The 20,471-nt window shown below is 73.4% G+C and carries 16 protein-coding genes and 5 tRNA genes; 10 read left to right on the top strand and 11 right to left on the bottom strand.

The annotated features are described in order from the left end of the window. Positions 1–26 precede the first annotated feature (26 nt). Positions 27–99, bottom strand: a tRNA-Val gene (locus QUG92_RS10620). 458 nt (positions 100–557) lie between these two features. Between QUG92_RS10620 and QUG92_RS10615 the strand changes: the two genes are divergently transcribed. The 3 genes from QUG92_RS10615 to QUG92_RS10605 all read left to right on the top strand — a co-directional run bounded on the left by QUG92_RS10615 (position 558) and on the right by QUG92_RS10605 (position 875). Continuing rightward, positions 558–629 (top strand) — tRNA-Gly (locus QUG92_RS10615). Between the two features lie 82 nt (positions 630–711). Further along, positions 712–785: transfer RNA gene (locus tag QUG92_RS10610), tRNA-Cys, on the top strand. Between the two features lie 15 nt (positions 786–800). After that, positions 801–875 (top strand) — tRNA-Val (locus QUG92_RS10605). 56 nt (positions 876–931) lie between these two features. Here QUG92_RS10605 and QUG92_RS10600 read toward each other — a convergent pair. After that, on the bottom strand, positions 932–2,797 hold the full coding sequence (locus QUG92_RS10600) for a glycoside hydrolase family 43 protein (RefSeq protein WP_289458994.1): 1,866 nt from the start codon (positions 2,795–2,797) through the stop codon (positions 932–934). 231 nt (positions 2,798–3,028) lie between these two features. On the opposite strand from QUG92_RS10600, the gene QUG92_RS10595 reads away from it, so the two are divergent. The 5 genes from QUG92_RS10595 to QUG92_RS10575 all read left to right on the top strand — a co-directional run bounded on the left by QUG92_RS10595 (position 3,029) and on the right by QUG92_RS10575 (position 8,758). After that, entirely contained in the window at positions 3,029–4,303 is a 1,275-nt protein-coding gene (locus QUG92_RS10595) for a fibronectin type III domain-containing protein (protein ID WP_289458993.1), read from the top strand. Between the two features lie 83 nt (positions 4,304–4,386). Then, positions 4,387–4,908, top strand: coding sequence for a hypothetical protein (locus tag QUG92_RS10590; protein WP_289458990.1), 522 nt, complete (start codon positions 4,387–4,389; stop codon positions 4,906–4,908). A 129-nt stretch (positions 4,909–5,037) separates the two neighbouring features. After that, positions 5,038–6,249 (top strand): LLM class flavin-dependent oxidoreductase, encoded by a 1,212-nt coding sequence (locus tag QUG92_RS10585; RefSeq protein ID WP_289458988.1) that lies wholly within the window; start codon positions 5,038–5,040, stop codon positions 6,247–6,249. After that, positions 6,246–7,610, top strand: a complete 1,365-nt coding sequence (locus tag QUG92_RS10580) for an NtaA/DmoA family FMN-dependent monooxygenase (RefSeq protein WP_289458987.1) — start codon at positions 6,246–6,248, stop codon at positions 7,608–7,610. The genes QUG92_RS10585 and QUG92_RS10580 overlap by 4 nt, the downstream gene beginning before the upstream one ends. Next, positions 7,607–8,758 (top strand): LLM class flavin-dependent oxidoreductase, encoded by a 1,152-nt coding sequence (locus tag QUG92_RS10575; protein WP_289458986.1) that lies wholly within the window; start codon positions 7,607–7,609, stop codon positions 8,756–8,758. Before QUG92_RS10580 ends, QUG92_RS10575 begins: the two co-directional genes overlap by 4 nt. A 298-nt stretch (positions 8,759–9,056) precedes the next feature. Here QUG92_RS10575 and QUG92_RS10570 read toward each other — a convergent pair whose 3' ends face one another. From QUG92_RS10570 to QUG92_RS10555, 4 genes are all read right to left on the bottom strand, one after another. Further along, a complete protein-coding gene (locus QUG92_RS10570; protein ID WP_289458985.1) occupies positions 9,057–10,076 on the bottom strand; it encodes a transporter substrate-binding domain-containing protein in 1,020 nt (339 codons plus the stop codon). A 62-nt stretch (positions 10,077–10,138) separates the two neighbouring features. Beyond that, the gene (locus tag QUG92_RS10565) at positions 10,139–10,912 is read right to left on the bottom strand and encodes an amino acid ABC transporter ATP-binding protein (protein ID WP_289458984.1); all 774 of its coding nucleotides are present in this window, start codon (positions 10,910–10,912) and stop codon (positions 10,139–10,141) included. After that, positions 10,909–12,429, bottom strand: coding sequence for a GNAT family N-acetyltransferase (locus QUG92_RS10560; RefSeq protein WP_289458982.1), 1,521 nt, complete (start codon positions 12,427–12,429; stop codon positions 10,909–10,911). Before QUG92_RS10560 ends, QUG92_RS10565 begins: the two co-directional genes overlap by 4 nt. 163 nt (positions 12,430–12,592) lie before the next feature. Beyond that, positions 12,593–12,799, bottom strand: a complete 207-nt coding sequence (locus QUG92_RS10555) for a hypothetical protein (RefSeq protein ID WP_069710929.1) — start codon at positions 12,797–12,799, stop codon at positions 12,593–12,595. A 280-nt stretch (positions 12,800–13,079) separates the two neighbouring features. On the opposite strand from QUG92_RS10555, the gene QUG92_RS10550 reads away from it, so the two are divergent. Next, positions 13,080–13,151: transfer RNA gene (locus QUG92_RS10550), tRNA-Gly, on the top strand. Positions 13,152–13,194: 43 nt separating this feature from the next. Here the strand turns inward: QUG92_RS10550 and QUG92_RS10545 are convergent. Together QUG92_RS10545 and QUG92_RS10540 are read right to left on the bottom strand one after the other, a co-directional pair. Next, entirely contained in the window at positions 13,195–13,992 is a 798-nt protein-coding gene (locus tag QUG92_RS10545; protein ID WP_289458980.1) for a ferredoxin reductase, read from the bottom strand. After that, entirely contained in the window at positions 13,989–14,582 is a 594-nt protein-coding gene (locus QUG92_RS10540) for a molybdopterin-dependent oxidoreductase (protein WP_182047483.1), read from the bottom strand. Before QUG92_RS10540 ends, QUG92_RS10545 begins: the two co-directional genes overlap by 4 nt. A 232-nt stretch (positions 14,583–14,814) precedes the next feature. Here QUG92_RS10540 and phoA point away from each other — a divergent pair, with 232 nt between their 5' ends. After that, positions 14,815–16,506, top strand: a complete 1,692-nt coding sequence (gene phoA / locus QUG92_RS10535; RefSeq protein WP_069710927.1) for an alkaline phosphatase — start codon at positions 14,815–14,817, stop codon at positions 16,504–16,506. 94 nt (positions 16,507–16,600) lie between these two features. Here the strand turns inward: phoA and QUG92_RS10530 are convergent, their stop codons facing one another. Genes QUG92_RS10530 through QUG92_RS10520 form a run of 3 tightly spaced genes read right to left on the bottom strand, consistent with a single transcriptional unit; the run spans position 16,601 to position 20,465 of the window. Beyond that, the gene (locus tag QUG92_RS10530; RefSeq protein WP_289458978.1) at positions 16,601–17,491 is read right to left on the bottom strand and encodes a glycosyltransferase; all 891 of its coding nucleotides are present in this window, start codon (positions 17,489–17,491) and stop codon (positions 16,601–16,603) included. Beyond that, a complete protein-coding gene (gene rfaE2 / locus QUG92_RS10525) occupies positions 17,488–19,044 on the bottom strand; it encodes a D-glycero-beta-D-manno-heptose 1-phosphate adenylyltransferase (RefSeq protein ID WP_289458977.1) in 1,557 nt (518 codons plus the stop codon). The genes QUG92_RS10530 and rfaE2 overlap by 4 nt, the downstream gene beginning before the upstream one ends. Continuing rightward, a complete protein-coding gene (locus QUG92_RS10520) occupies positions 19,041–20,465 on the bottom strand; it encodes an aldehyde dehydrogenase family protein (RefSeq protein WP_289459138.1) in 1,425 nt (474 codons plus the stop codon). Before QUG92_RS10520 ends, rfaE2 begins: the two co-directional genes overlap by 4 nt. Between the last annotated feature and the right edge of the window lie 6 nt (positions 20,466–20,471).

Raw genomic sequence — 20,471 nt, 5'->3', positions numbered from 1 at the left:
TGTTCTTCGGGCCCTCAACGGGCACGTGGGCGATACCAGACTCGAACTGATGACCTCTTCGGTGTGAACGAAGCGCGCTACCAACTGCGCCAATCGCCCCCTGCACTTGCGTGCCAGTCGATAGTAGCGGACGTTGGGCGGTCGGCCGAACACGGCGTGCGCCCCGGGTGTGGCGCGGTCGCTCGGGTGGGGTGGGACGGACCCGTGTTCGTCGGGGGCGGGCGTTCCCGGTGCCTGCGGCCTGGTCGGAGCGGGCGGCCCTGATGCCTGGTCGGAGCGGGCGTCCCTGGTCGGTCCGGGCGCACCTGGTCGATCGGGATCACCAGGTACGCCCGTTCCCGCTCGGCATCGCAACCGTCATGGGAAGGAACGGGCGCCGGCATGCGTCCGCCCCGCGCTCCCGAGGGCCCCGATCGGCGTGAACACGGGGGACACGCCCGGTGAACGGGGAGGATTTTGGCGGATGGGTCCCGGTTCGTATAGAGTTCTTCTCGTCGCCGCGACAGCGGGCAGACAAGAGCGGCCCGGCCAGGCAAGATCTGCGGGGCGTTCGAAGTGCGGATGTGGCGCAGTGGTAGCGCATCACCTTGCCAAGGTGAGGGTCGCGAGTTCGAATCTCGTCATCCGCTCGAGTGTGGGAGTCCTCGGACGACCACGACTCACCAGAGGGTATCCCACCGTTCGGGTACTCACGGAGACGTGAACCTCGATGGTGGGGTGGCCGAGAGGCTAGGCAGCGGCCTGCAAAGCCGTCCACGCGGGTTCGAATCCCGTCCCCACCTCCAGTTCCACACTCCTCTGGGCGATTGGCGCAGCGGTAGCGCGCTTCCCTGACACGGAAGAGGTCACTGGTTCGATCCCAGTATCGCCCACCACGAGAAGACCCCCGGGAGACCGGGGGTCTTCGTGTTCCCGCGGCCGGGTCCGCGGATCAGCGGTGGACGCTCCGGACGGTGCTCACGCGCAGGTCGTCGAACGTGCTCGTGAACCCGGCACCGCCGAGCGAGATCAGGCCGATGCGCGGGTGCGCCCCGAGGTCCGCCGTCCACGTGCCACCCCGGACGAAGTGCCGCCCGTCGTCGCTCGTGTACGCCGTGTACTGGTGCTGGCCGCCGACCACGCGGTGCACGATCCGGAGCGTGGTGCGGTCGCCGACCGGTCCGACGACCATGTTGCCGTAGGTCGGCGACCCGGCGGGCTGCGACGAGACCTGCTTGCCGAACTCGGTCTGCCGGGTGTCGAAGATCGAGTTCGAGGTCAGGCGGACGTAGTTGCCGTCGTCGCCGTACACGATGAGGCCGCCCTGCACGTAGTTCACCCCGTCGCCGGTCGCCGGGGTGTCCACCGCGACCGTCGTCTCGACGACGTAGTCGCCGCTCGGTGCCGGCTCCGCGAGCACGGACGCGAGGGGTGTCGTCGGCGGGTGGATGTCGGCGGCCTGGGTCTGCCAGCGCAGTTGCCCGCCGCCGACGGTCCACGTGGCCGGGTCGGGTTCGCGGATCCAGGAGAGCGTCGAGGGGAGCGAGGAGCCGTCGAAGGACGTCGACGCGGAGCGCAGCAGTCGGCCGGGCACGTCCGTCGCAGCACGGGTCGGTCGGTAGGTCGGCCGCTCGCCGGGCTGGGCGACCGGTCCGGGCTGCACGGTGTCGGACGGACCGGCGCCCCCGCGGACGACCGGCCACCCGTCGACCCAGTCGAGGGGGTCGATGAGCACGGGACGCTTCGTGTAGGTGCCCTGTCCGGCGTAGTAGGGGTCGTCGCGGTCGACCGCGTGGTACACGATCCAGTCCTGACCGGCGAGGTCCGTGACCACCGTGTTGTGGCCGGTGCCGACCCAGCGGTTGCCGTTCTGCGCGAGGAGCGGGGTGCCGCCGACCCGGGTCGCCGTGATCGCGACACCGTCGCGGTCGGTGAAGGGACCGAGCGGGCTGCGGGACCGGGCGACGAAGACGCCGTAGCCGGTGAGGGCACCGTTGCAGCAGTTCGTGGCGGACCCCATGAAGTACCACCACCCGTCGTGGCGCATCAGGTAGGTGCCCTCGTAGCGGTTGTCGATCGCGATCTCGCGCTCGCTCGACGGTACCGAGCGCAGCCCGTCCGAGGTCAGGCGTCGCACGTTCACCCCGCCGAAGTAGCTGCCGAAGTACAGGTACGTGGATCCTCGGTCGGTGATCACCTCCGGGTCGAACTCCCATCGCTGCCCGGTGCCGTTCGGCGCGGCCTGCGGGGCGACGACGGGGCCGCCGGAGTCGGTCCACGGTCCGGTCGGACTCGAGCTCGTGGCGACACCGACGGCCGACCCTCCACCCGTGGGCGCGGTCGCCGTCGGGGTGTCCGATGCCGCGTAGTACAGGTACCAGCGGCCGTTGCGGTACACCACGTCAGGTGCCCAGACGCCGTTGGCGTCCCCGACCCACGCCGGCTTCGTGGTGAAGGCGTCACCGACGTACGTCCAGTGGGACAGGTCCGTCGAGCGGTACGTGGGGACGACGTGCTGGACGAGCGACCCGTCGGGGTTCTTGTCCGTCGCGGTCAGCGCGTCGGTGGTGCAGTAGAGGTACCAGTTCCGGTCGCGCCCCACGCCGTGCACGACCGTCGGATCGGCGCAGCTCGCGGCGGTCTGGCCGTCCGGCAGCGACAGCGTCATGGGGTTCTGGTGGTCCGGCGCGGCTGGACCACGTGCCGACGTCGTGCTGGCCGCCACCGCGGGTGCGGTGGCGGCACCGGCCTGGAGGAACGTGGTGGCGAGCGCCGCGACCGTCGCGACGGTGAGGATCGCTTGCATGGGTCGGCGCACGGGTGACCTGCTCTCGTCGTCGAGGAGCGTGCTGACGTGCGCGAGCGTACGCCGCGCGCCGCCGGACGGTTCCGACGGGTCGGTCGGTCGGGTCGGACGCCGGCCGTACGGTGCCGGGCGCTTGCGGTGTTCCGTACGGATGCCTCCGGGGTGTTCCGTCGAGCCGGTCCTGGTGCCACCCTCGTCCCGGGCGCGACCGACGGAGGTCGAGCACCGACCATCGGGGAGACCATGCAACGACCCACTCTGCTCGCCGTCGCGACAGCGTTCATCGCCGTCGCCGTGCTGACGACCGCCGCTCCGGCGGACGCAGCGCCCTCGCAGCCGTCAGCGCCCGCGCACGTGGCGGTCACCGGTCAGGACGACTCCGCGACCGTGACCTGGTCGGCGGGTCCGCCGGTCCGGCGAGCGCACGTGACCGGGTACACCGTGTCCGTGACGCCGACGGCGAGACACCGACACCACAGCACCCAGACCGTCGGACCGCGGACGTTCTCGGCCCGGTTCGGACACCTCGCGGAGGCGACGACCTACACGTTCACCGTGCGCGCGAAGAGCGGTCGCGCGCTGAGCGCTCCGGTGTCGGTCCGGTACACCCGACCCGCTGCGCACGTCGAGTCGCTCTACGCGATCAACGAGGCCGGTGCGCTGGTCCGGCGTCCGGTCGCCGGCGGGACGTGGCAGACCATCACCGGGTCCGGCTCCGGGTACGCCGTCGACGGAGCGGGGACCGCCTACGTGGCCAGCGCCGACGGGCACACCATCACCGCCTACCCCGAGAGCGGCGGCAGCAAGGTGGTCGCGACCGGTGTCTCGGTGGCAGGCCGGGCGCTGCTCGCCGACGACGCCGGAGACCTGTTCTTCACCCAGTCGTGGTCCATCATCGAACTGCCGCACGGGTCGGCCACCACCCGGACGGTGGGACCAGGTGACGTCGTGGCAGTCAGCCCGAACGGGTGGCTCGCTGCGCAGACCAAGAGTGCGGCCGTTCTCGTGTACGACCCGTCCGGTGTCTGGCAGAGCATCCCGGGTGGGGTCTACAACTACCTGGTCGCCCTCGGCGTCGACACCTCCGGGAACGTCTACATCAGGAACCGGTCGACGGGCGGGAGCGGCTACTTCTCGGTGGACGTCGCCCCGACGGGATCGTCGTCCCTGACGAGCCTGCTCGAGCCGGACGGTGTGGTCGCCCTCTCCCGGACCGACGTCCTCAGTGCACTGCGAACCACGACGTGGTGCGCCGCGCCGTCCCGCGCCAGTGGCTCGTGCACCCCGGACACGCGGGTGAGCTCCCTGTGGCAGCGGACCGCGTCCGGGAGCGTGACCACCGTGCCGATCAGCGGGCTCGACATCGGATCCGACGCCGAGGCCGCCGCGGACAGCGCGGGTGACGTGTTCGTCTCGCCGACGGACGGCCCGAACACCGGGCTCGTGCGCGTCCCCGCCTCGGGCGGCGCGGTCGAGCAGCTCGACACCGCCACCTACGACGAGCTCAGCGTGCACTGACCGTCGCGCTGTCCCTCGGCCCGGCCTGCCAGCGGCCACCACGGTGGTCCTGGCAGGCTGGGTCCATGGGGTGGATGCAGCGCATGCCGACGTGGACAGCGGGGCTCGTGATGGCGGTCGCGTTCGCCGTCGCCTGGTTCGGCACCACGTTCCTCACCATCCCGGAGACCAGCCTCGGGGCCAGGGCGCTCACCTCGGCGTTCGTCGGAGCGCTCTACGGGGTCGGCATGGGCTCCTGGTTCGGACGGAACCGCCGCCGGTACGGCGCGGCGGCCCGTCGGCCGGGGTTCGCACGAGCCGTCCGGCGCGGCGTCCTCCCGCCCGACGCCGACGTCGACGAGTGGCGCCGCGCGCTCACGCACCACCGTCGGCAGTACCGGCCGCTGCGGTGGGCGGCTCCGTTGTTCTACCTGCCCATGACCGCACTCGCGGTGTGGCTGGCGGTCACCGGCCAGCCGGCGTTCTGGGTCGGCGCGGTCTTCTCCGTCGGCGTCGGGGTCGCGACCGCTGTCACGACCCCGCGCGTGCTGCGCAACACCGAGGTCATGCTGGCGGAGCTCGACCGGCGCGAGCACGAGGTCGCAGGGGCGTCCGGACGCGGCTGACACCACTGGCTGCTGGTCGACGTCACACGGCGCAACCTCCGTTCACGCGCCGCAACAGTCGTCGACTCCGCGGGCCGGCCCACGTAGCGTCGCCGTGTGATCGACCGCCCCGCACGGAGGACGTAGCCCATGCCCGACCGCACCGTCCTCGTCACCGCACTCCAGGGCAGCGGCTGGCACCCGGCCGCCTGGCGGGTGCCGGGGTCTGCCGCCGCGCGGCTCACGGGTCTCCGCCACTGGCGCGACCTGATCGTCGAGCAGGACCGCCTCGGCATCGACGCCGTCACCCTCGAGGACTCCTTCGCGGCCGGCCCGGTCGACGCGAGCGGTGACCTCGACACCCGCACCGTCGTCGGCCGACTCGACGCCCTGCTCGTCGCGAGCGCCGTTGCTCCCGCGACCCGCTCGATCGGGCTGGTGCCGACCGTCTCGGTGACGCACACCGAGCCCTTCCACGTCGCCACGGGCCTCCAGACCCTCGACCACGTCTCGCTCGGGCGGGCCGGGTGGCGGATCCAGGTCAGCCCGACGACCCGCGAGGCCGCGCTGTTCGGCCGCCGCCCCGGCGGCGACGACGCGACCGCCCTCTTCGCCGAGGCACGCGAGGTCGCCGAGGTCGTCAGCCGCCTCTGGGACAGCTGGGACGACGACGCGATCATCCGCGACGTCGCCACCGGCCGCTTCATCGACCGCGACCGCATCCACGGTGCCGAGTTCGTCGGCGCGCACGTCTCGGTGCACGGCGCCTCGATCGTCCCGCGGTCGCCGCAGGGGCGACCGCCGGTGTTCTCGCTGGCGCACCGCGCGGACGCGGCCGCCTTCGCCGTCGACACCGCCGACGTCGTGCTCGTCACCCCCGGCTTCGACGGCGTGCAGGCACGCAGCGCCCTGGCACTCGTCCGTGACGCCGAGCAGGCTGCCGGCTCCGACCTCCGTCGCCCGGTCCTCGCGGACCTCGCGGTGCTCATCGCGTCGTCGGCTGCCGAGGCCGCCGACGCGCTCGCTGCGCTCGACGCCGCGGCGGGGACGCCGTACGCCGTCGGGTCGGGCTCGGACACCACGGTCCTCGCCACGACCGTCGCCGACCTCGTCGAGCGGATCGGGGACCTGCGGGCGCTCGGGTACGCCGGCGTGCGACTCCGACCACTGCGCATCCCGATCGACTCGACCGCGATCGCCCGCCAGCTCGTCCCCGCGCTCGTGACGGCCGGTCTCCGCGCCGACGTCGCCTCGCGGCCCACCGCCGACCTGCGCACGCGGCTCGGCATCGCCCCGGCGGTCAGCCGGTACGCAGCAGCCCGCCCCGTGTCCGGCCGGTCGTCCCAGGAGGTCTCCGCATGACCAGCAAGCGTCAGGTCCACCTCGCCGCCCACTTCCCGGGAGTCAACAACACCACCGTGTGGAGCGATGATCGGGCCGAGAGCCAGATCGCGTTCTCGTCCTTCGAGCACTTCGCCCGGAACGCCGAGCGCGGGTGCTTCGACTTCCTGTTCCTCGCCGAGGGGCTGCGGCTCCGTGAGCAGAAGGGCCGCATCCACGACCTCGACGTGGTCGGTCGTCCGAACACGCTCGCGATCCTGGCCGCCCTGGCCGGGGTCACCGACCACATCGGTCTCGTCGGCACGCTGCAGACGACGTTCAACGAGCCGCTCGAGCTCGCGAAGCAGCTCGCGACGCTCGACCACCTCAGCGACGGACGGGCCGGCTGGAACGTCGTGACGAGCTCGGACGCGTTCCACGGCGCGAACTTCCGTCGCGGTGGCTTCCTCGACCACGCCGACCGGTACACACGGGCGGCCGAGTTCGTCGAGCTGGCCCGCGAGCTCTGGGACTCGTGGGACGCGGGTGCCGTCGTCGCCGATGCGTCGGTCGGCCGGTTCGCCGACCGGTCCCGCATCCGCGACGTCGACCACCACGGCCCGCAGTTCGACGTCGCCGGCACGTTCCCGGTCCCGCGCAGCCCGCAGCGGCACCCGGTCGTCGTGCAGGCCGGGGACTCCGACGAGGGCCGCGACCTCGCCGCCCGGCACGCCGAGGTGGTCTTCTCGCTGCACACCGAGTTCGACGACGCGCGCACCTTCTACACCGACGTCACCGACCGACTGGAGCGTGTCGGCCGGAGCAAGGACGAACTGCTGATCCTGCCCGGCGCGACCTTCACCCTCGGCGACACTCAGGCCGACGCCGAGGAGCGCTCCCGGGCGATCCGCCGCGCGCAGGTCAGCCCGGCGACCGCGATCGCGTTCCTCGAACAGGTGTGGAACCGTGACCTGTCGTCGTACGACGTCGACGGCCCGCTGCCCGACGTCGAACCGGACGTCGACGCCGACGCGATCACCCGCGGCCGCGTGAGGCACGCGAAGGACCCGCGAGCGCTCGTGCGGTCCTGGCGCGACCGGGCCGCTGCCGAGCACCTGACCATCCGGCAGCTCGTGATCGAGGTCTCGACCAGCGGCGGCTTCGTCGGCACCCCGTCGTCGATCGCCGCCGAGATCGACCGCTACGTGCAGGAACGGGCGAGCGACGGGTTCGTCGTCGTCCCGCACACGAACCCGTACGGCCTCGACGACTTCGTCGACCGCGTCGTCCCGCTGCTGCAGGAACGCGGCGTGTACCGGTCCTCCTACGACGAGGGTGCGACCCTCCGCCGGACGCTCGGGCTGCCCGGGCACGTCCTCGACCGCCAGCAGGTGACCGCATGACCGCCGTCCAGCGTCCGGTCCCGCTGTCCGTCCTCGACCTCGTGCCGGTGTCGTCCGGCTCCACGTCCGCCGAGGCGCTCCGCAACACGGTCGACCTCGCCGCCGCTGCGGAGCGCGCCGGGTACGCCCGGTACTGGCTCGCCGAGCACCACCTCAACCCCGGGGTCGCGGGCAGCGCGCCGAACATCGTCATCGGTGCCGTCGCCGCAGCGACCTCCACGATCCGGGTCGGGAGCGCCGCGACCCTCGTCGGCAACGTCCGGGCGCTGCAGATCGCCGAGGCGTTCGGCACGCTCACCGGTCTGTACGGCCCACGGTTCGACCTCGGACTCGGGCGCTCCGGGGCGCCCGCTCCCGGTGCTCCGGCGCCCCCGGCGCTCGAACCCCGCGACGACGAGGTCGTCGACGGGCTGCTCGTGCCGTCGCCGTTCGCGTTCCGCATCGCTCCCGGGAGCCGCTTCGCGCTCCAGGGGGAGCTGCTCGGCCGGGTCCCGGGCGACGTCGAGCGGTTCGACGACGAACTCGCGCTCATCCGGGACCTCTTCGCCGGTACGTACGAGCGCGACGGACAGGTCGTCGACGGCACCCCCGCAGCCGGGGCCGACGTCGAGCTCTGGATCCACGGGTCGACCGGCGGTGCGAGCGCCCGGGCTGCCGGTGCGCTCGGTCTGCCCTACGGCGCGAACTACCACACGTCCCCGGGCACGGTGCTGGACTCGGTCCGCGCCTACCGCGAGGCGTTCCGACCCGGCGTGCTCGACGCCCCGCACGTCATCGTGTCCGCCGACGTCGTCGCTGCCGACTCCGCTGCCGCGGCGTCGGAGCTCGCGCTCGGGTACGACCGCTGGGTGCACTCGATCCGCTCGGGCGTCGGGGCGATCCCGTACCCGACCCCGGCGTGGGCCCGCGAGCACCCGGTCGACCCGGCGGTCGCCGAGGCGGTGGCCGACCGGGTGGCGACGCGCTTCGTGGGGGACGCCGGGCACGTGGCCGACCGCCTCGCGGTGCTGCAGCGCGTCACGGGCGCCGACGAGCTCCTCGTGACGACGATCACGCACGACCACGCCGCGCGGGTCCGGTCGTACGAGCTGCTCGCCGCCGAGTGGGGCGCGCGTGCCGCGCGTCCCGCGGCCGTCGAGGTCGCCTGACGCGGGTCCGTCCCGGTCGCTCCGGACGGGAGGCGCGGTGCCAGCCAGCACCGCGCCTCCCGTCGTTCCCGGCGCGGGTCCGGGGCCCGGCTCGGGCTCGGGCTTCCGCGAGCGCGCAAGAAACGTCACTCTCGTGGCGTTCGGACGGCGTGTCGTGCACGCGCCGCGATCCGCCGACGGCATGTCGTGCACGCTCGGCGATCACTCGACGGCGTGTCGCGCGACCGCTGCGGACGCAACGGACGACGTCCCCGCCGTAGTGCGACAGCGGGGACGTCGTCCAGGGGCGGCGGGGACCTCAGCTGTTGTCGAGCGGCAGGCCCTCGGGGTTCACCTCGGAGTGCTCCACGGCCTCGTTCGACAGGTTGTACGCCGTGAGCCACTTGCCGTACGTGCCGTCCTCGATGAGCTCGTCGACGGCCTCGGCGATCGGCTTCGCGAGCCCGCTGCCCTTCTTGGTCGTCGCCGCGATGAGCCCCTGCAGCGAGGACCCGGCGCCGGAGTACGTCCCCGCGGTCTTCGTCTCGTGGGCGCTCCCGGCGCTCTGCTTGTTCGCGTAGGCGGTGGTCGGGTTCGGGCCGAAGTAGCCGTCGATCTTGCCCGAGTCGAGCGCGAGCTTCACCGCGTTGCCGTCCGGGTAGTACTTGACGTCGATCGTCCCGCCCGTCTTCTCGAGTTCGGTCTTCCACTCGAGCAGGATCTTCTCCTGGTTCGTGCCGGAGCTCACGGCGATGGTCTTGCCCGCCAGCACCGAGGGGTCGCCGTCGAACGCGAGCGTGCTGTCGGCGGGGACCTGCAGCGCGAGCTCGTCCTGCCGGTACGAGGCGAAGTCGTACTTCTCCTTGCGCTGCTCGGTCACGGTGATGTTCGAGAACCCCGCGTCGAACTTGCCGCTGTCGATGCCGACGAACAGGTTGTCCCACGTGGCGTTCTGCACGTCGGCCTCGAGCCCCAGCTTCGCGGCGACGAGTCGGCCGAGGTCGGGTTCGGAGCCGGTCAGTGTCTGCTGGTCGTCGCCGGTGAAGGCGAGCGGCGGGAACCCGGACGGCAGGGCGCCGACGCCGATGGTGAGCTTGCCGGAGGACTTCACGTCGGCCGGCAGGGCGTCGTGCAGCTCCGTGTCCTCCGCGACGGTGACCTTCGTCTCCGTCGCGGCGCCGTTCGACGCGGCGCCGATGGTGAGCGTGCCGTCGGACGCGCCGGCGCCGGCGTCGGCCGTCGCGTTCGCGACGCACCCGGCGAGGGCGACGACGACGCCGGCGGCGACGACGAGGGCTCCGGCGCGGTGACGCCAGCGTGCGGGGGAGGTCGTGGACATGGTGCTCCTGAGGATCGTGGTCGGTGCGAGGACGGGCGGACGGGACGGGGCGGACGGGACGGTCAGTGGACGCGGGACAGGAAGTCGCGCGTGCGGGGGTGCTGCGGGGCGTCGATGACCTGGGCCGGTGGCCCCTGCTCGACGACCCGGCCGTGGTCGAGGAACACGACGTGGTCGGCGACCTCGCGGGCGAAGGCGGCCTCGTGCGTGACGATGACGAGCGTGGTGCCGGACTCCGCGAGGTCCCGGATCACGCCGAGCACCTCACCGACGAGCTCCGGGTCGAGCGCGGACGTCGGCTCGTCGAGCAGCACGACGGACGGGTCGAGGGCCAGCGCCCGGGCGATCGCGACGCGCTGCTGCTGCCCGCCGGAGAGCTGCCGGGGCCGCGTGGCACCGCGGTCGCCGAGTCCGACGCGGTCGAGCAGCTCCCGGGCCCTGGCCTTCGCGGTCGCGGCGGGGACACCGGCGGCGACGGGGCCCTCCGCCACGTTCTCGAGCGCGGTGAGGTGCGGGAAGAGCTCGAAGTGCTGGAACACGAACCCGATGCGGGACCGCTGTCGGCGGAGGGCGCGTTCCGGCAGCGCCTTCCAGCGGGGGAGTCCGTTCCGGCCCGTCCGGAGTCGGACGCCGATGGGCTCCCCGCCGACGGTCACGACACCCCGGTCGAGGGCTTCGAGGCGGTTGATCGTCCGCAGGAGCGTCGACTTGCCCGATCCGGACGGCCCGAGGACCACGGTGACGCTGCCGGCCGGCAGGGCGAGGTCGACGCCGTCGATGACGACGTGCTCGCCGAACGCCTTGACGGCGCCGTGGATGCCGATGGCTGCACTCATGAGACGGTCCTGTCGTCGATCGATGCCGGAGGAGTGGCCCGGGCGAGCGGAGCGGCGCGCCGGATCGCTGCCCGCACGCGCTGCCACGGCGTCGGCGGCAGCGTGCGCACGGACCCGCGGGCCGTCCACCGCTCGACGTGGTACTGCACGACGGACACCGCGCTGGTCAGCGCCAGGTACCAGATCGTCGCGACGACGAGCAGCGGGATGATGTCGGTCGGGTAGGTGCTCGACAGGTTCTGCACGACGCCGAACAGGTCGAGGAGCGACACGTAGAACAGCAGCGACGATGCCTTGAGCAGTCCGACGACCTGGTTCACGAACGCCGGGACGATCGACCGCAGCGCCTGTGGCAGGACCACACGGACGAACTGCCGACGGCGCGACAGGCCGAGCGCCTGCGCGGCCTCCTGCTGACCGTGGTCGACGGCCAGCACGCCGGCGCGGACGATCTCCGACGCGTAGGCGATCTCGCTCAGGCTGAGGGCGGCGACGCCGATGGCGAGGTCGCTCAGCAGGTTCGTCGTGGGGACCTCGAGCTGCGGTCCGAAGGGGATCCCGATGCCGATCGTCGGGTACAGGGACCCCAGGTTGTACAGGAAGACGAGCACCAGGATGAGCGGCACCGACCGGAAGAGCCAGACGTACCCCCACGCGAGCCCGGCCAGCACCGGGTTCCGGGAGAGCCGGGCGATCGCGACGACGACACCCCCCGCGAAGCTGATGACCGCGCTCAGCGCCGTGGCGACGAGCGTCAGCTGCAGTCCGGTCAGGATCGCCGGGCTGAACAGCCACCGGCCGACCGCGGGCCACCCCCACTGCTCGTTGGTGAAGAGGGTCTCGACGAGGTTGAGCAGGAGGACGAGCACGAGCGCCGCGGCGACCCACCGGACCGGGTGCCGGAGCGGCAGCACCGGTCGGTCGAGGGCGGCACGGGACGCCGCGTCGAGGGCGGTGGTGGCGGTGTCGTCGTCGCCGTCGTCAGGCGCCGGCGCCGGTCCGAGCAGCTTCTCGAACGGGTGGATCCCGACCTCCTCGGCCGGGCGGGCGGTGTCGTAGAGCGGCGTGTACCCGGCGCGCCGGTACAGCCGCACGGCCTCGGGCTGCCGCGGTCCGGTGGTCAGGTACACCCGCCGGAACCCGCGACGCCGCGCCTCGGCCTCGAGCTCCGCGACGACGAGGGCGGCGAGGCCCCGGCCCCGGTGCTCCGGCGCCGTCCAGATCCGCTTGAGCTCGACCGTGTCGTCGTCGTACGGCTTGAAGGCACCGCCGGCGACCAGCCGGTCGTCCTCGTGGAGCAGGACGAAGGCGCCGCGCGGTGCGACGAAGTCCTCGGCCGGCCACCGGGCGAGTTCGACGGAGGCCGGTTCGCCGAGGTCCTCGCCGTACCGTGCGTCGTACTCGCGCTCGAGGTCGGCGAGCAGCGGTGCCGCGTCCGGGTGGTCCGGAGTCGTCGTCCGGAACACCAGTCGCCGCGGTGCGTTCGCGTGCCGGGTCAGCCCTGCCGTGTCGGTCATGGCGCGACCGTACGGCCGTGCACCGGGCGGGACAACGATCAGCGCAACGGACCGACGCGCGGCGCAATCCGGCGACACGGGACGCAACCCGTCGACACGGGACGCAACGCGGCGTCACACGATCGAGCCCGGCGAGGAAGCGGACCGCTCGGCCCGCCCCGGATCAGACGGGCCGGTAGATCGCGATCGGGGGAGCCGACGCGTCGCCGTCGTCGTGGGCGTCGCCGGTCGCGAGCCAGGTCCGACCCTCGTGCTCGATCGTCGTCGGCAGGTCGCCGTGGACGAGGATCCGGACCGCCGGGGAGTCGCCGTCGATCAGGTCGACGCCGTGGGCCTCGGTCCCGCCCGGGTTGTCGTGCACGTAGCTCATGCGGCCCAGTGAACTCCCCGCTCCGGTGAACTCGCCGGTGCCGGGAGGAGGAGACCGTCCGACCGCCCGCAGCGTTCGGGTCACCGCGGACGGTCGGACGAGGGGTGGGTGGCCCCTGGTACGCGGGCGACGCTGCTCGTGGCACCGAGGAACCATCCGGAGCCGACGGCGGAACGGATCGGTCGACACGCCGAGCGGGCCGCCGAGGTACTGCGCGACGCGCCCGGCACGGCGTCGGATCCTCGCAGCACGCCGATCGCGGGGTAGAGTGTTCCCGTACGCGGATGTGGCGCAGTGGTAGCGCATCACCTTGCCAAGGTGAGGGTCGCGAGTTCGAATCTCGTCATCCGCTCGGAACACGAAGGCCCCGGTCACCGACCGGGGCCTTCGTCGCGTCAGGCGCCGCCGAAGCGTTCGGCCCGCACGTCGGACACGTCGTGCCCGAGCTCCGCGAGCCACCGCAGCACCTGCTCGACGAACGGCGTCGAGCCGCAGACGTACACGAGTGCTCCGGCCTCGGGCGGCAGGACGGCCTGTGCGAGTGCGTCCCGGGTCAGGCGCCCCACGGGTGCGTCCGACCCCTCCGGCGCCCGCCGGCTGTACACGTGGGTGACCTCGAGCGGCGCGTGCCGACGCTGCGCCGCGTCGAGTTCCGCGCGGAAGAACACGTCCTCCGGGGCCCGGACCGCGTACAGCAGCCGGAACGGCGTCGGGTCGTCGGCCTCCGCGTGCGCGGTGACCATCGGGAGCAGCGGGACGATGCCCGAGCCCCCGGCGACGAGCTGCACCGGCCGTTCCGACCGACCCGGCAGCCAGACGAACCACCCGCCGAGCGGACCGTGCACCTCGACGGCGTCGCCCACCTCGATCGCGTCGACGAGGAACGGGGACACCTCGCCGCCCTCGACGCGGTCGACCGCGAGGACCACCTGCGTGCCCTCGCCCGCCGAGGCGACCGAGTACGAGCGGGACGCCTGGTAGCCGTCCTCGGCGGTGAGGCGGAGGTCCAGGTGCTGCCCCGGGTCGTTGCCGGGCCAGGTCGGCACGTCGAGGACGATGCGGCGCGCGTTCGGCGTCTCCTGCGTCACGGCGGCGACCGTCGCCGGGTGCCAGGCCGGCCGCCTGCGGACGGGGGCCGGCGTGACCGGGGTGACCCGGGCCTCCCGGCCGTCGACGGGGGTGGGAGCGCTCACCAGTACCGCTCCTCCTTCCAGGGGTCCCCGTGCATGTTGTAGCCGGCGTTCTCCCAGAACCCCGGTTCGTCCTCGGCCTGCATGACGATGCCGCGCACCCACTTCGCGCTCTTCCAGAAGTACAGGTGCGGGACGAGCAGGCGGGCGGGGCCACCGTGCTCGGGCGTCAGCGGCTCGCCGTCCGCCTCGAACGCGATCCACGACCGCCCGCCGAGCAGCTCGTCGCGCGGCACGTTCGTCGTGTAGCCGCCGAAGCTGTGCACCGTGCAGAAGTCGAGCGACGTCTCCACCTGCGCGAAGAGCCGGTCGAGCGGGACGCCGCGCCACGGCATGTCGAGCTTGGTCCAGTGGGTGACGCAGTGGATGTCGACCGTCACGTCCTCGACGCCGAGCGCGTGCACCTCGTCCCAGGTCCAGGTGTGCAGCCCGCCCTCGGTGCGGATCGAGAAGCTCCAGTCCGCCGGCGCGATGTCCGGCGTGGCGCCCGCGGAGAGCACGGGCCAGTCACGCACGAGCGTCTGCCCAGGTGGGATCCGGGGGTCGTCGCGGTCGTCGCGTCGGCCGCCGAACCCTCGGGTGAACGTCGCCATGGTGCTCCTCGTGGTCGCGGGTGGTCCCGTCCATCCTGCCGTGCGGCACCGATGCGCGTCACGCGGGTGCCGGTGGCGGCCGGGAGGCGCGTGGCCGCATCCGGCGTCGGAGTCTCCGCCCGTCCGCGGCGAGGGTTCACCGACGCGTCCGCGTCCGTTCACCTGCTGAGTCGCTGCTCAGGTCATCCTCGTGATGCCACCCGAACGGGTGCCATCACGAGGGGAACACCTGATGCACGCCACTCCCACCAAGCGACGCCGCAGGGCGCTCGCACTCGGCGCCGCGCTCGTCGCAGCCGCCATCGCCGTGCCCGCCGGGGCCGAGGCCGTCGGTCAGCTCGCGCTCAGCCAGCACGGCGGCGCGCAGCGGCACCAGGGCGACCAGACCCGCACCGTCCAGCAGGCGATCCAGCGCGCCGGCGCGAAGAACGTCATCCTGCTCATCGGCGACGGGATGGGCGACTCCGAGATCACGATCGCCCGCAACTACCAGTACGGCGCCGCCGGTCGTCTGCCCGGACTCGACGCACTGCCGCTCACGGGCTCCTACACGACCTACTCGGTCGTGAAGGACGGCGCGGACAAGGGCAAGCCCGACTACGTCACCGACTCGGCAGCCTCGGGCAGCGCCTGGGCGACCGGGACGAAGACGTACGACGGGGCGATCTCCGTCGACGTGGACGGGAAGCCCCAGCAGACGCTGCTCGAGCTCGCGAAGGCGAACGGCCTGCGCACCGGCGACGTCTCGACCGCCGAGATCCAGGACGCCACCCCGGCGGTCCAGGTCGCGCACGTCGGCGCCCGCTCCTGCTACGGCCCGGACACCGCCTCCTGCGGCAGCGACGCCCTGCAGAACGGCGGCCTCGGCTCGATCAGTGAGCAGCTGCTGAACGCCCGCCCCGACGTGACCCTCGGCGGCGGCTCGGCGAGCTTCCAGCAGACGGCGAAGGCCGGTCAGTGGCAGGGCGACACGCTCGTCTCGCAGGCGCAGCAGCGCGGCTACCAGGTCGTGTCCGACGCTGCGGGGCTCGCGGGCGTGCGTGCCGCCGACCAGTCGAAGCCGCTCCTCGGGCTCTTCACGCCGGGCAACTTCCCGACCCGGTACGCGCCGACCACGGCCACCGTCGGCGGTGCGGACCAGGCTCCGGTGACCTGCACGGCGAACCCGGCGCGCCTGTCGACGGGGCTCTCGCTGCAGTCGCTGACGAACAAGTCGATCCAGCTGCTCGACCGTGGCCGCGGGAAGTCCGGCAAGGGCTTCTTCCTGCAGGTCGAGGGCGCGAGCATCGACAAGCAGGACCACGCGGCCGACGCGTGCGGCCAGATCGGCGAGACGATCGACTTCGACGAGGCCGTGCAGGCCGCCCTGGCGTTCGCGAAGCAGGACGGCAACACGCTCGTCATCGCCACCGCCGACCACGCCCACTCGAGCCAGATCGTCGACAACACGCCGCCGACCTCGCTGTCGACCGCGCTCCGCACCGCCGACGGCACCACGATGAAGGTGTCCTACGGCACGGCGGGTGCCGGGTCCTCGCAGCAGCACACCGGCACACAGGTCCGCATCGCGGCCTACGGCCCGGGGGCGGCGAACGTGGTCGGACTCTCCGACCAGACCGACACGTTCTCCACCATCCGCGACGGACTGCGCCTGTCGGAGGACGTCGCCGCGCTGAGCCGTGGTGCCCGGGTGGACGTGTCCGACCGGTCGCCGCACCGCGGGGAGCGGGTCACGTTCACCGCGAGCCGGTTCGCCGGCGACCGGCAGGTCCGGGTGCAGGCCGGGAACACCGACCTCGGCACGCTCGACCTGGTCGACGGACGAGCGTCGGTGCAGTGGAAGGCCGAGCGGGGCAGCACGACGGTGACGTTCACCGGTGTGCAGACCGGTCGTCAGGCCACCGCGCAGGTCCGCGTGCGCTGACGTCCCCCTCGCAACACGCAACCCCGGCGGTTGCTCGCAGCGGAACAGCGCTGCGGGGAACCGCCGGGGTTGCGTTCTGCGGAGGCGCGCCCGGTCAGGAGCGGTGCGTGGACGGCTCGTGGTCGTCGAACAGGACGTCCGGGGCGTCCACCCGGCGGTCGGTCACGGTCGTCGGACTCTCGAGGTGCACCGCGCCGGACGGCAGGATCCCGGCACCGCCGAAGCGCTCCATGACCCGCCACTGCGCGACGACGTCCTCGCCCGAGTGCTCGGGCGGGAGCACCGGCCAGAAGCCGAAGCCGCCGACGGTCTCGAGCGCCTCCCGGTCGTAGAGCACGCACGCTCCGACCCACGCCACGCGGTAGGGGACCCAGCCGCCCGGTTCGACGTCGAGCCCGGCCGCGACGTGCGCCGGGTTCGCCGCGTTGTGCAGCGACAGCCGGTCGAACGCGGGGGTCCCGCGGCGGACCACCTCGGGCACGACGGGGCCGTCCCAGGGCTCGTACACGGCGGTCTCGTGCGGACGTCGGTCCTGCAGGTACGACAGGCCCTGCACGGCGCTCCCGACGAAGCCGCACCCCAGGTCGTGCAGGGCGTCGAGCATGCGACGGACGGTGCCCGGCTCGAGCCAGACGTCGTCGTCGAGGTACAGCACCGCGGGGGCGGTGGCGTGGTCGAGCAGGTGCTGCCGGTGCTCCGCCAGGCCGCGCCGTTCCGGGTGCGCGAGCAGCACGACGGAGCGGCCCTGTGCCTCCAGGACGCGCAGCATGGCGGCGACCGCCGGCACGGTGGCGGCGTCCTGACCCGCGGACTGGTCGCTCAGCACGAGCCGGAAGGCGACGTCCGTCTGCGCGGCGAGTCCGGCGAGCGTCGTCGCGAGCTCCGCCGGGCGGCCGACCGTGGGGACGAGGACGTCGACCTCGGCCGTCGTCGCGTCGTCCGCGACCGGACGGCCCCAGGCGCCCGACCAGCGCGCCACGGTCACGGCGCCGGGTCGGGTTCGGTGGCCGGGGCGGTGTCGACCGCGGCGCCGTCCGTCCCGGCGTCCGCAGCAGCCGCTGCCGCGGTGGCCGCTGCTGCCTCGCGGATGCGTCGGACCACGGCGGTGGTCGAGTGCTCCGGCACGTAGTCGACCATGACGACCTCGCCGCCGTAGGCACGGACGACCCCGGTCTCCTGCAGCATCTCCGGCGAGTAGTCGCCGCCCTTGACGTAGACCTCGGGCCGCAGGCGCTCGATGAGCGGGATCGGGGTGTCCGTCGCGAAGACCGTCACCAGGTCGACGCACGCGAGGGCGGCCAGTACGCCGGCACGGTCCTCCGCGGTGTTGATCGGACGCTCCGGACCCTTCAGCCGGCGGACCGAGTCGTCGTCGTTCAGGGCGACGACGAGCAGGTCCCCGAGCTCACGCGCCTGCCGGAGGTAGGTGGTGTGGCCGCGGTGCACGACGTCGAAGCAGCCGTTCGTGAAGACCACGCGCCGGCCGGCCGCCCGTGCGGCCTCGACCGCGGTGGCGAGGTCGTCGTGGTCGACGACGGTCGCGGCCGGTGCGGTCACCGACTCGACGAGTGCGGCGGCCGTGCAGACGGAGGTGCCGGCCTCGCGGACGACGACGTCGGCAGCTGCCTGGGCGACGGCGATCGCGTCCCGGAGCGGCGCCCGGACGGCGAGGGCGACGGTCGCCGCGGCGCAGAACGTGTCACCGGCGCCGGACGCCTGCTGCTCCGACGCGGGCGTCGCGCGCGTGCGGAAGGCCTGGTCCGCGCCGCGCTCGAGCAGGACGGTGCCGTCACGGTCGAGCGTGACCACCGCGGCGCGGGCGCCGCTGCGGGCGAGCACCTCGTCGCGGGCATCGACGACGACCGGGACGCGGGCAGAGCCGGCGCCGAGGTCACGGCCGAGCAGACCCGCGGTCTCGCCGGAGTTCGGCGTCACGAGGTCCGGGTGCAGGGCCGCCCACCGGGTGAGGTCGTGCGCGTCGACCACGACCGCGCTGGGACGGTCGCGGTCGAGCACCGGGACGACGTCCTCCGGCTGGACGCCGAGGTCGTAGTCGCAGACCACGGCGGCGTCGGCCGTGCGGACGGCACGCGCGACGGCCCCGGCGAGCCGGGCCCCGGCGTGGGCGTCCGGCGTCGCGGCGAGCTCGTCCACGCGGACGACGACGCGGTCGCCGCCGACGACGCGGGACTTGGTCGTCGTGCGCGCGCCGGGGACCTCGACCAGGTACGTCGTGTCGACGCCGGCGGTCTCGAGCCGCTCGCGGAGGACGCGGCCCGACTCGTCGTCACCGATCAGCCCGACCATGCGGACGCGGGCGCCGAGGGCACGGGCGTTCACCGCGGTGTTCGCCGCACCACCGGGGACCGCGATGGTCTCGGTGACGCGGACGACGGGAGCGGGGGCCTCGCGCGAGACGCGCTCGGCCTTGCCGACGGTCCAGCGGTCGAGGATGCAGTCGCCGATGACGACCACGAGGGGCTCGCGGTCGTCGACGGTGGCGACGAGGTCACGGACCAGGCGGACGTCGGCGGTCATCGGGTGCCTCCGGAGGTGGTGCGGGCGGGCGCGGGCTCGAGGTGCACGACCGTGGTCGTGGTCATCTCGTCGAGCAGGTGGGGGCCGTAGCCGAAGCCGGCGCCGGAGGCACCGCGGGGCTGGGCGCTGCCGCCGGGTGCTCCGCCGAAGACGGCGTTCACCTTGACGGTGCCGACGGGCAGTTCCGCGGCGGCACGCAGGGCGTTGCCCGTGTCGCCGGTCAGGACGGTCGCGGCGAGGCCGTAGCGGTCGGCAGCGGCCAGGCGGAGCCCCTCGTCGAACGACTCGACGACCCGGACCGGGGCGATCGGGCCGAAGGTCTCCTCGGTCATCACGAGCATCTCGTCCGCGCAGTCGGTGAGGACGGTCGCCGGGTAGAACGTCCCGGTGCCGCCGGGGGTGACACCGCCGGTCCGGACCGTCGCACCGCGCTGCACGGCGTCGTCGACGTGCGACTGGACGGTGCGGCGGAGGCGGTCGTCGACGAGCGGGCCGAACTCGGCCGCGGGGGAGGCCGTCCGACGCTCCGCCTCGGCGACGAGCGCGGCGGTGAACTCCTCGGCGAGGTCGCGGTGCACGTAGACCCGCTCGACGCTCGTGCAGATCTGCCCGGTGTTCGCGAAGGCCCCGAGGGCGACCTGCGCCGCGGCCCAGGTCGGGTCGACGTCCGCGTCGACGACGACCGCGTCGTTGCCGCCGTTCTCACGGATGACGTGGGCGCGCGTGGTGGCGGCGACCTCGGTCAGGCGGTCGCCGGTCGCGGTCGAGCCGACGTGTGCGTAGACGTCGATGCCGTCCTGCTGCAGCAGCGCCTCGCCGGTGCTCGCGTCACCGTCCACACCCACGAGGACGCCGTCGGGCAGGACCTCGGCGAGCAGCGCGTTCAGCCGGGCGATCGTGCCGGGGCAGCGCTCGCTGCCCTTGTGCACGACGGTGTTGCCCGTGACGATCGCTGCCCCGAGGATGCCGAGCGCCACGGCCACCGGGTCGTTCCAGGGCGTCAGCGCCAGGACGACACCGCGCGGGTGCGGCACCGACCAGTCGGCGGCACCGAACTGCCCGCGGAGGGCCTCGCCGCGGTGGACCGGGCCGAGCTCGGCGTACTGCACGAGCGTCCCGATGCCGGCCTCCACGCCGCCCAGCGCGTCGCCCGGCACCTTTCCGGTCTCGCGGGTGTTGAGGTCGGCGAGCTCCTGGGCGTGCGCACGGAGGTGGGCCGCGGCGGCGTGCAGCAGGGCGCCGCGCTCCGCTGGTGCCGTGCGTGCCCACGCGGGGGCGGCCGCACGGGCGCGCGCGACGGCGTTCTCCACGTCCTCCGGCGTCGAGCGCGGCGTCGTCGTGGCGATCGAGCCGTCGACGGGGTCGGTGACCACCAGGTGGTCGGCGTCGGTCGCGGTGGGGGACGGGGAGGCGAGCGTCATGGTGTC

Origin of the sequence: Curtobacterium citri, from assembly GCF_030362955.1 — a bacterium.
Taxonomy (GTDB): domain Bacteria; phylum Actinomycetota; class Actinomycetes; order Actinomycetales; family Microbacteriaceae; genus Curtobacterium; species Curtobacterium citri.
This window is presented reverse-complemented; position numbering and strand designations above follow the sequence as displayed.

Bases quoted from the DNA above. Each gene is read 5' to 3' on its own strand.
- QUG92_RS10540 (WP_182047483.1), bottom strand. From the start codon at position 14,582: ATGGCGACGTTCACCCGAGGGTTCGGCGGCCGACGCGACGACCGCGAC.
- QUG92_RS10595 (WP_289458993.1), top strand. From the start codon at position 3,029: ATGCAACGACCCACTCTGCTCGCCGTCGCGACAGCGTTCATCGCCGTC.
- QUG92_RS10555 (WP_069710929.1), bottom strand. From the start codon at position 12,799: ATGAGCTACGTGCACGACAACCCGGGCGGGACCGAGGCCCACGGCGTC.
- QUG92_RS10520 (WP_289459138.1), bottom strand. From the start codon at position 20,465: ATGACGCTCGCCTCCCCGTCCCCCACCGCGACCGACGCCGACCACCTG.
- QUG92_RS10575 (WP_289458986.1), top strand. From the start codon at position 7,607: ATGACCGCCGTCCAGCGTCCGGTCCCGCTGTCCGTCCTCGACCTCGTG.
- QUG92_RS10570 (WP_289458985.1), bottom strand. From the start codon at position 10,076: ATGTCCACGACCTCCCCCGCACGCTGGCGTCACCGCGCCGGAGCCCTC.
- QUG92_RS10565 (WP_289458984.1), bottom strand. From the start codon at position 10,912: ATGAGTGCAGCCATCGGCATCCACGGCGCCGTCAAGGCGTTCGGCGAG.
- QUG92_RS10590 (WP_289458990.1), top strand. From the start codon at position 4,387: ATGCCGACGTGGACAGCGGGGCTCGTGATGGCGGTCGCGTTCGCCGTC.
- QUG92_RS10560 (WP_289458982.1), bottom strand. From the start codon at position 12,429: ATGACCGACACGGCAGGGCTGACCCGGCACGCGAACGCACCGCGGCGA.
- phoA (WP_069710927.1), top strand. From the start codon at position 14,815: ATGCACGCCACTCCCACCAAGCGACGCCGCAGGGCGCTCGCACTCGGC.
- rfaE2 (WP_289458977.1), bottom strand. From the start codon at position 19,044: ATGACCGCCGACGTCCGCCTGGTCCGTGACCTCGTCGCCACCGTCGAC.
- QUG92_RS10580 (WP_289458987.1), top strand. From the start codon at position 6,246: ATGACCAGCAAGCGTCAGGTCCACCTCGCCGCCCACTTCCCGGGAGTC.
- QUG92_RS10585 (WP_289458988.1), top strand. From the start codon at position 5,038: ATGCCCGACCGCACCGTCCTCGTCACCGCACTCCAGGGCAGCGGCTGG.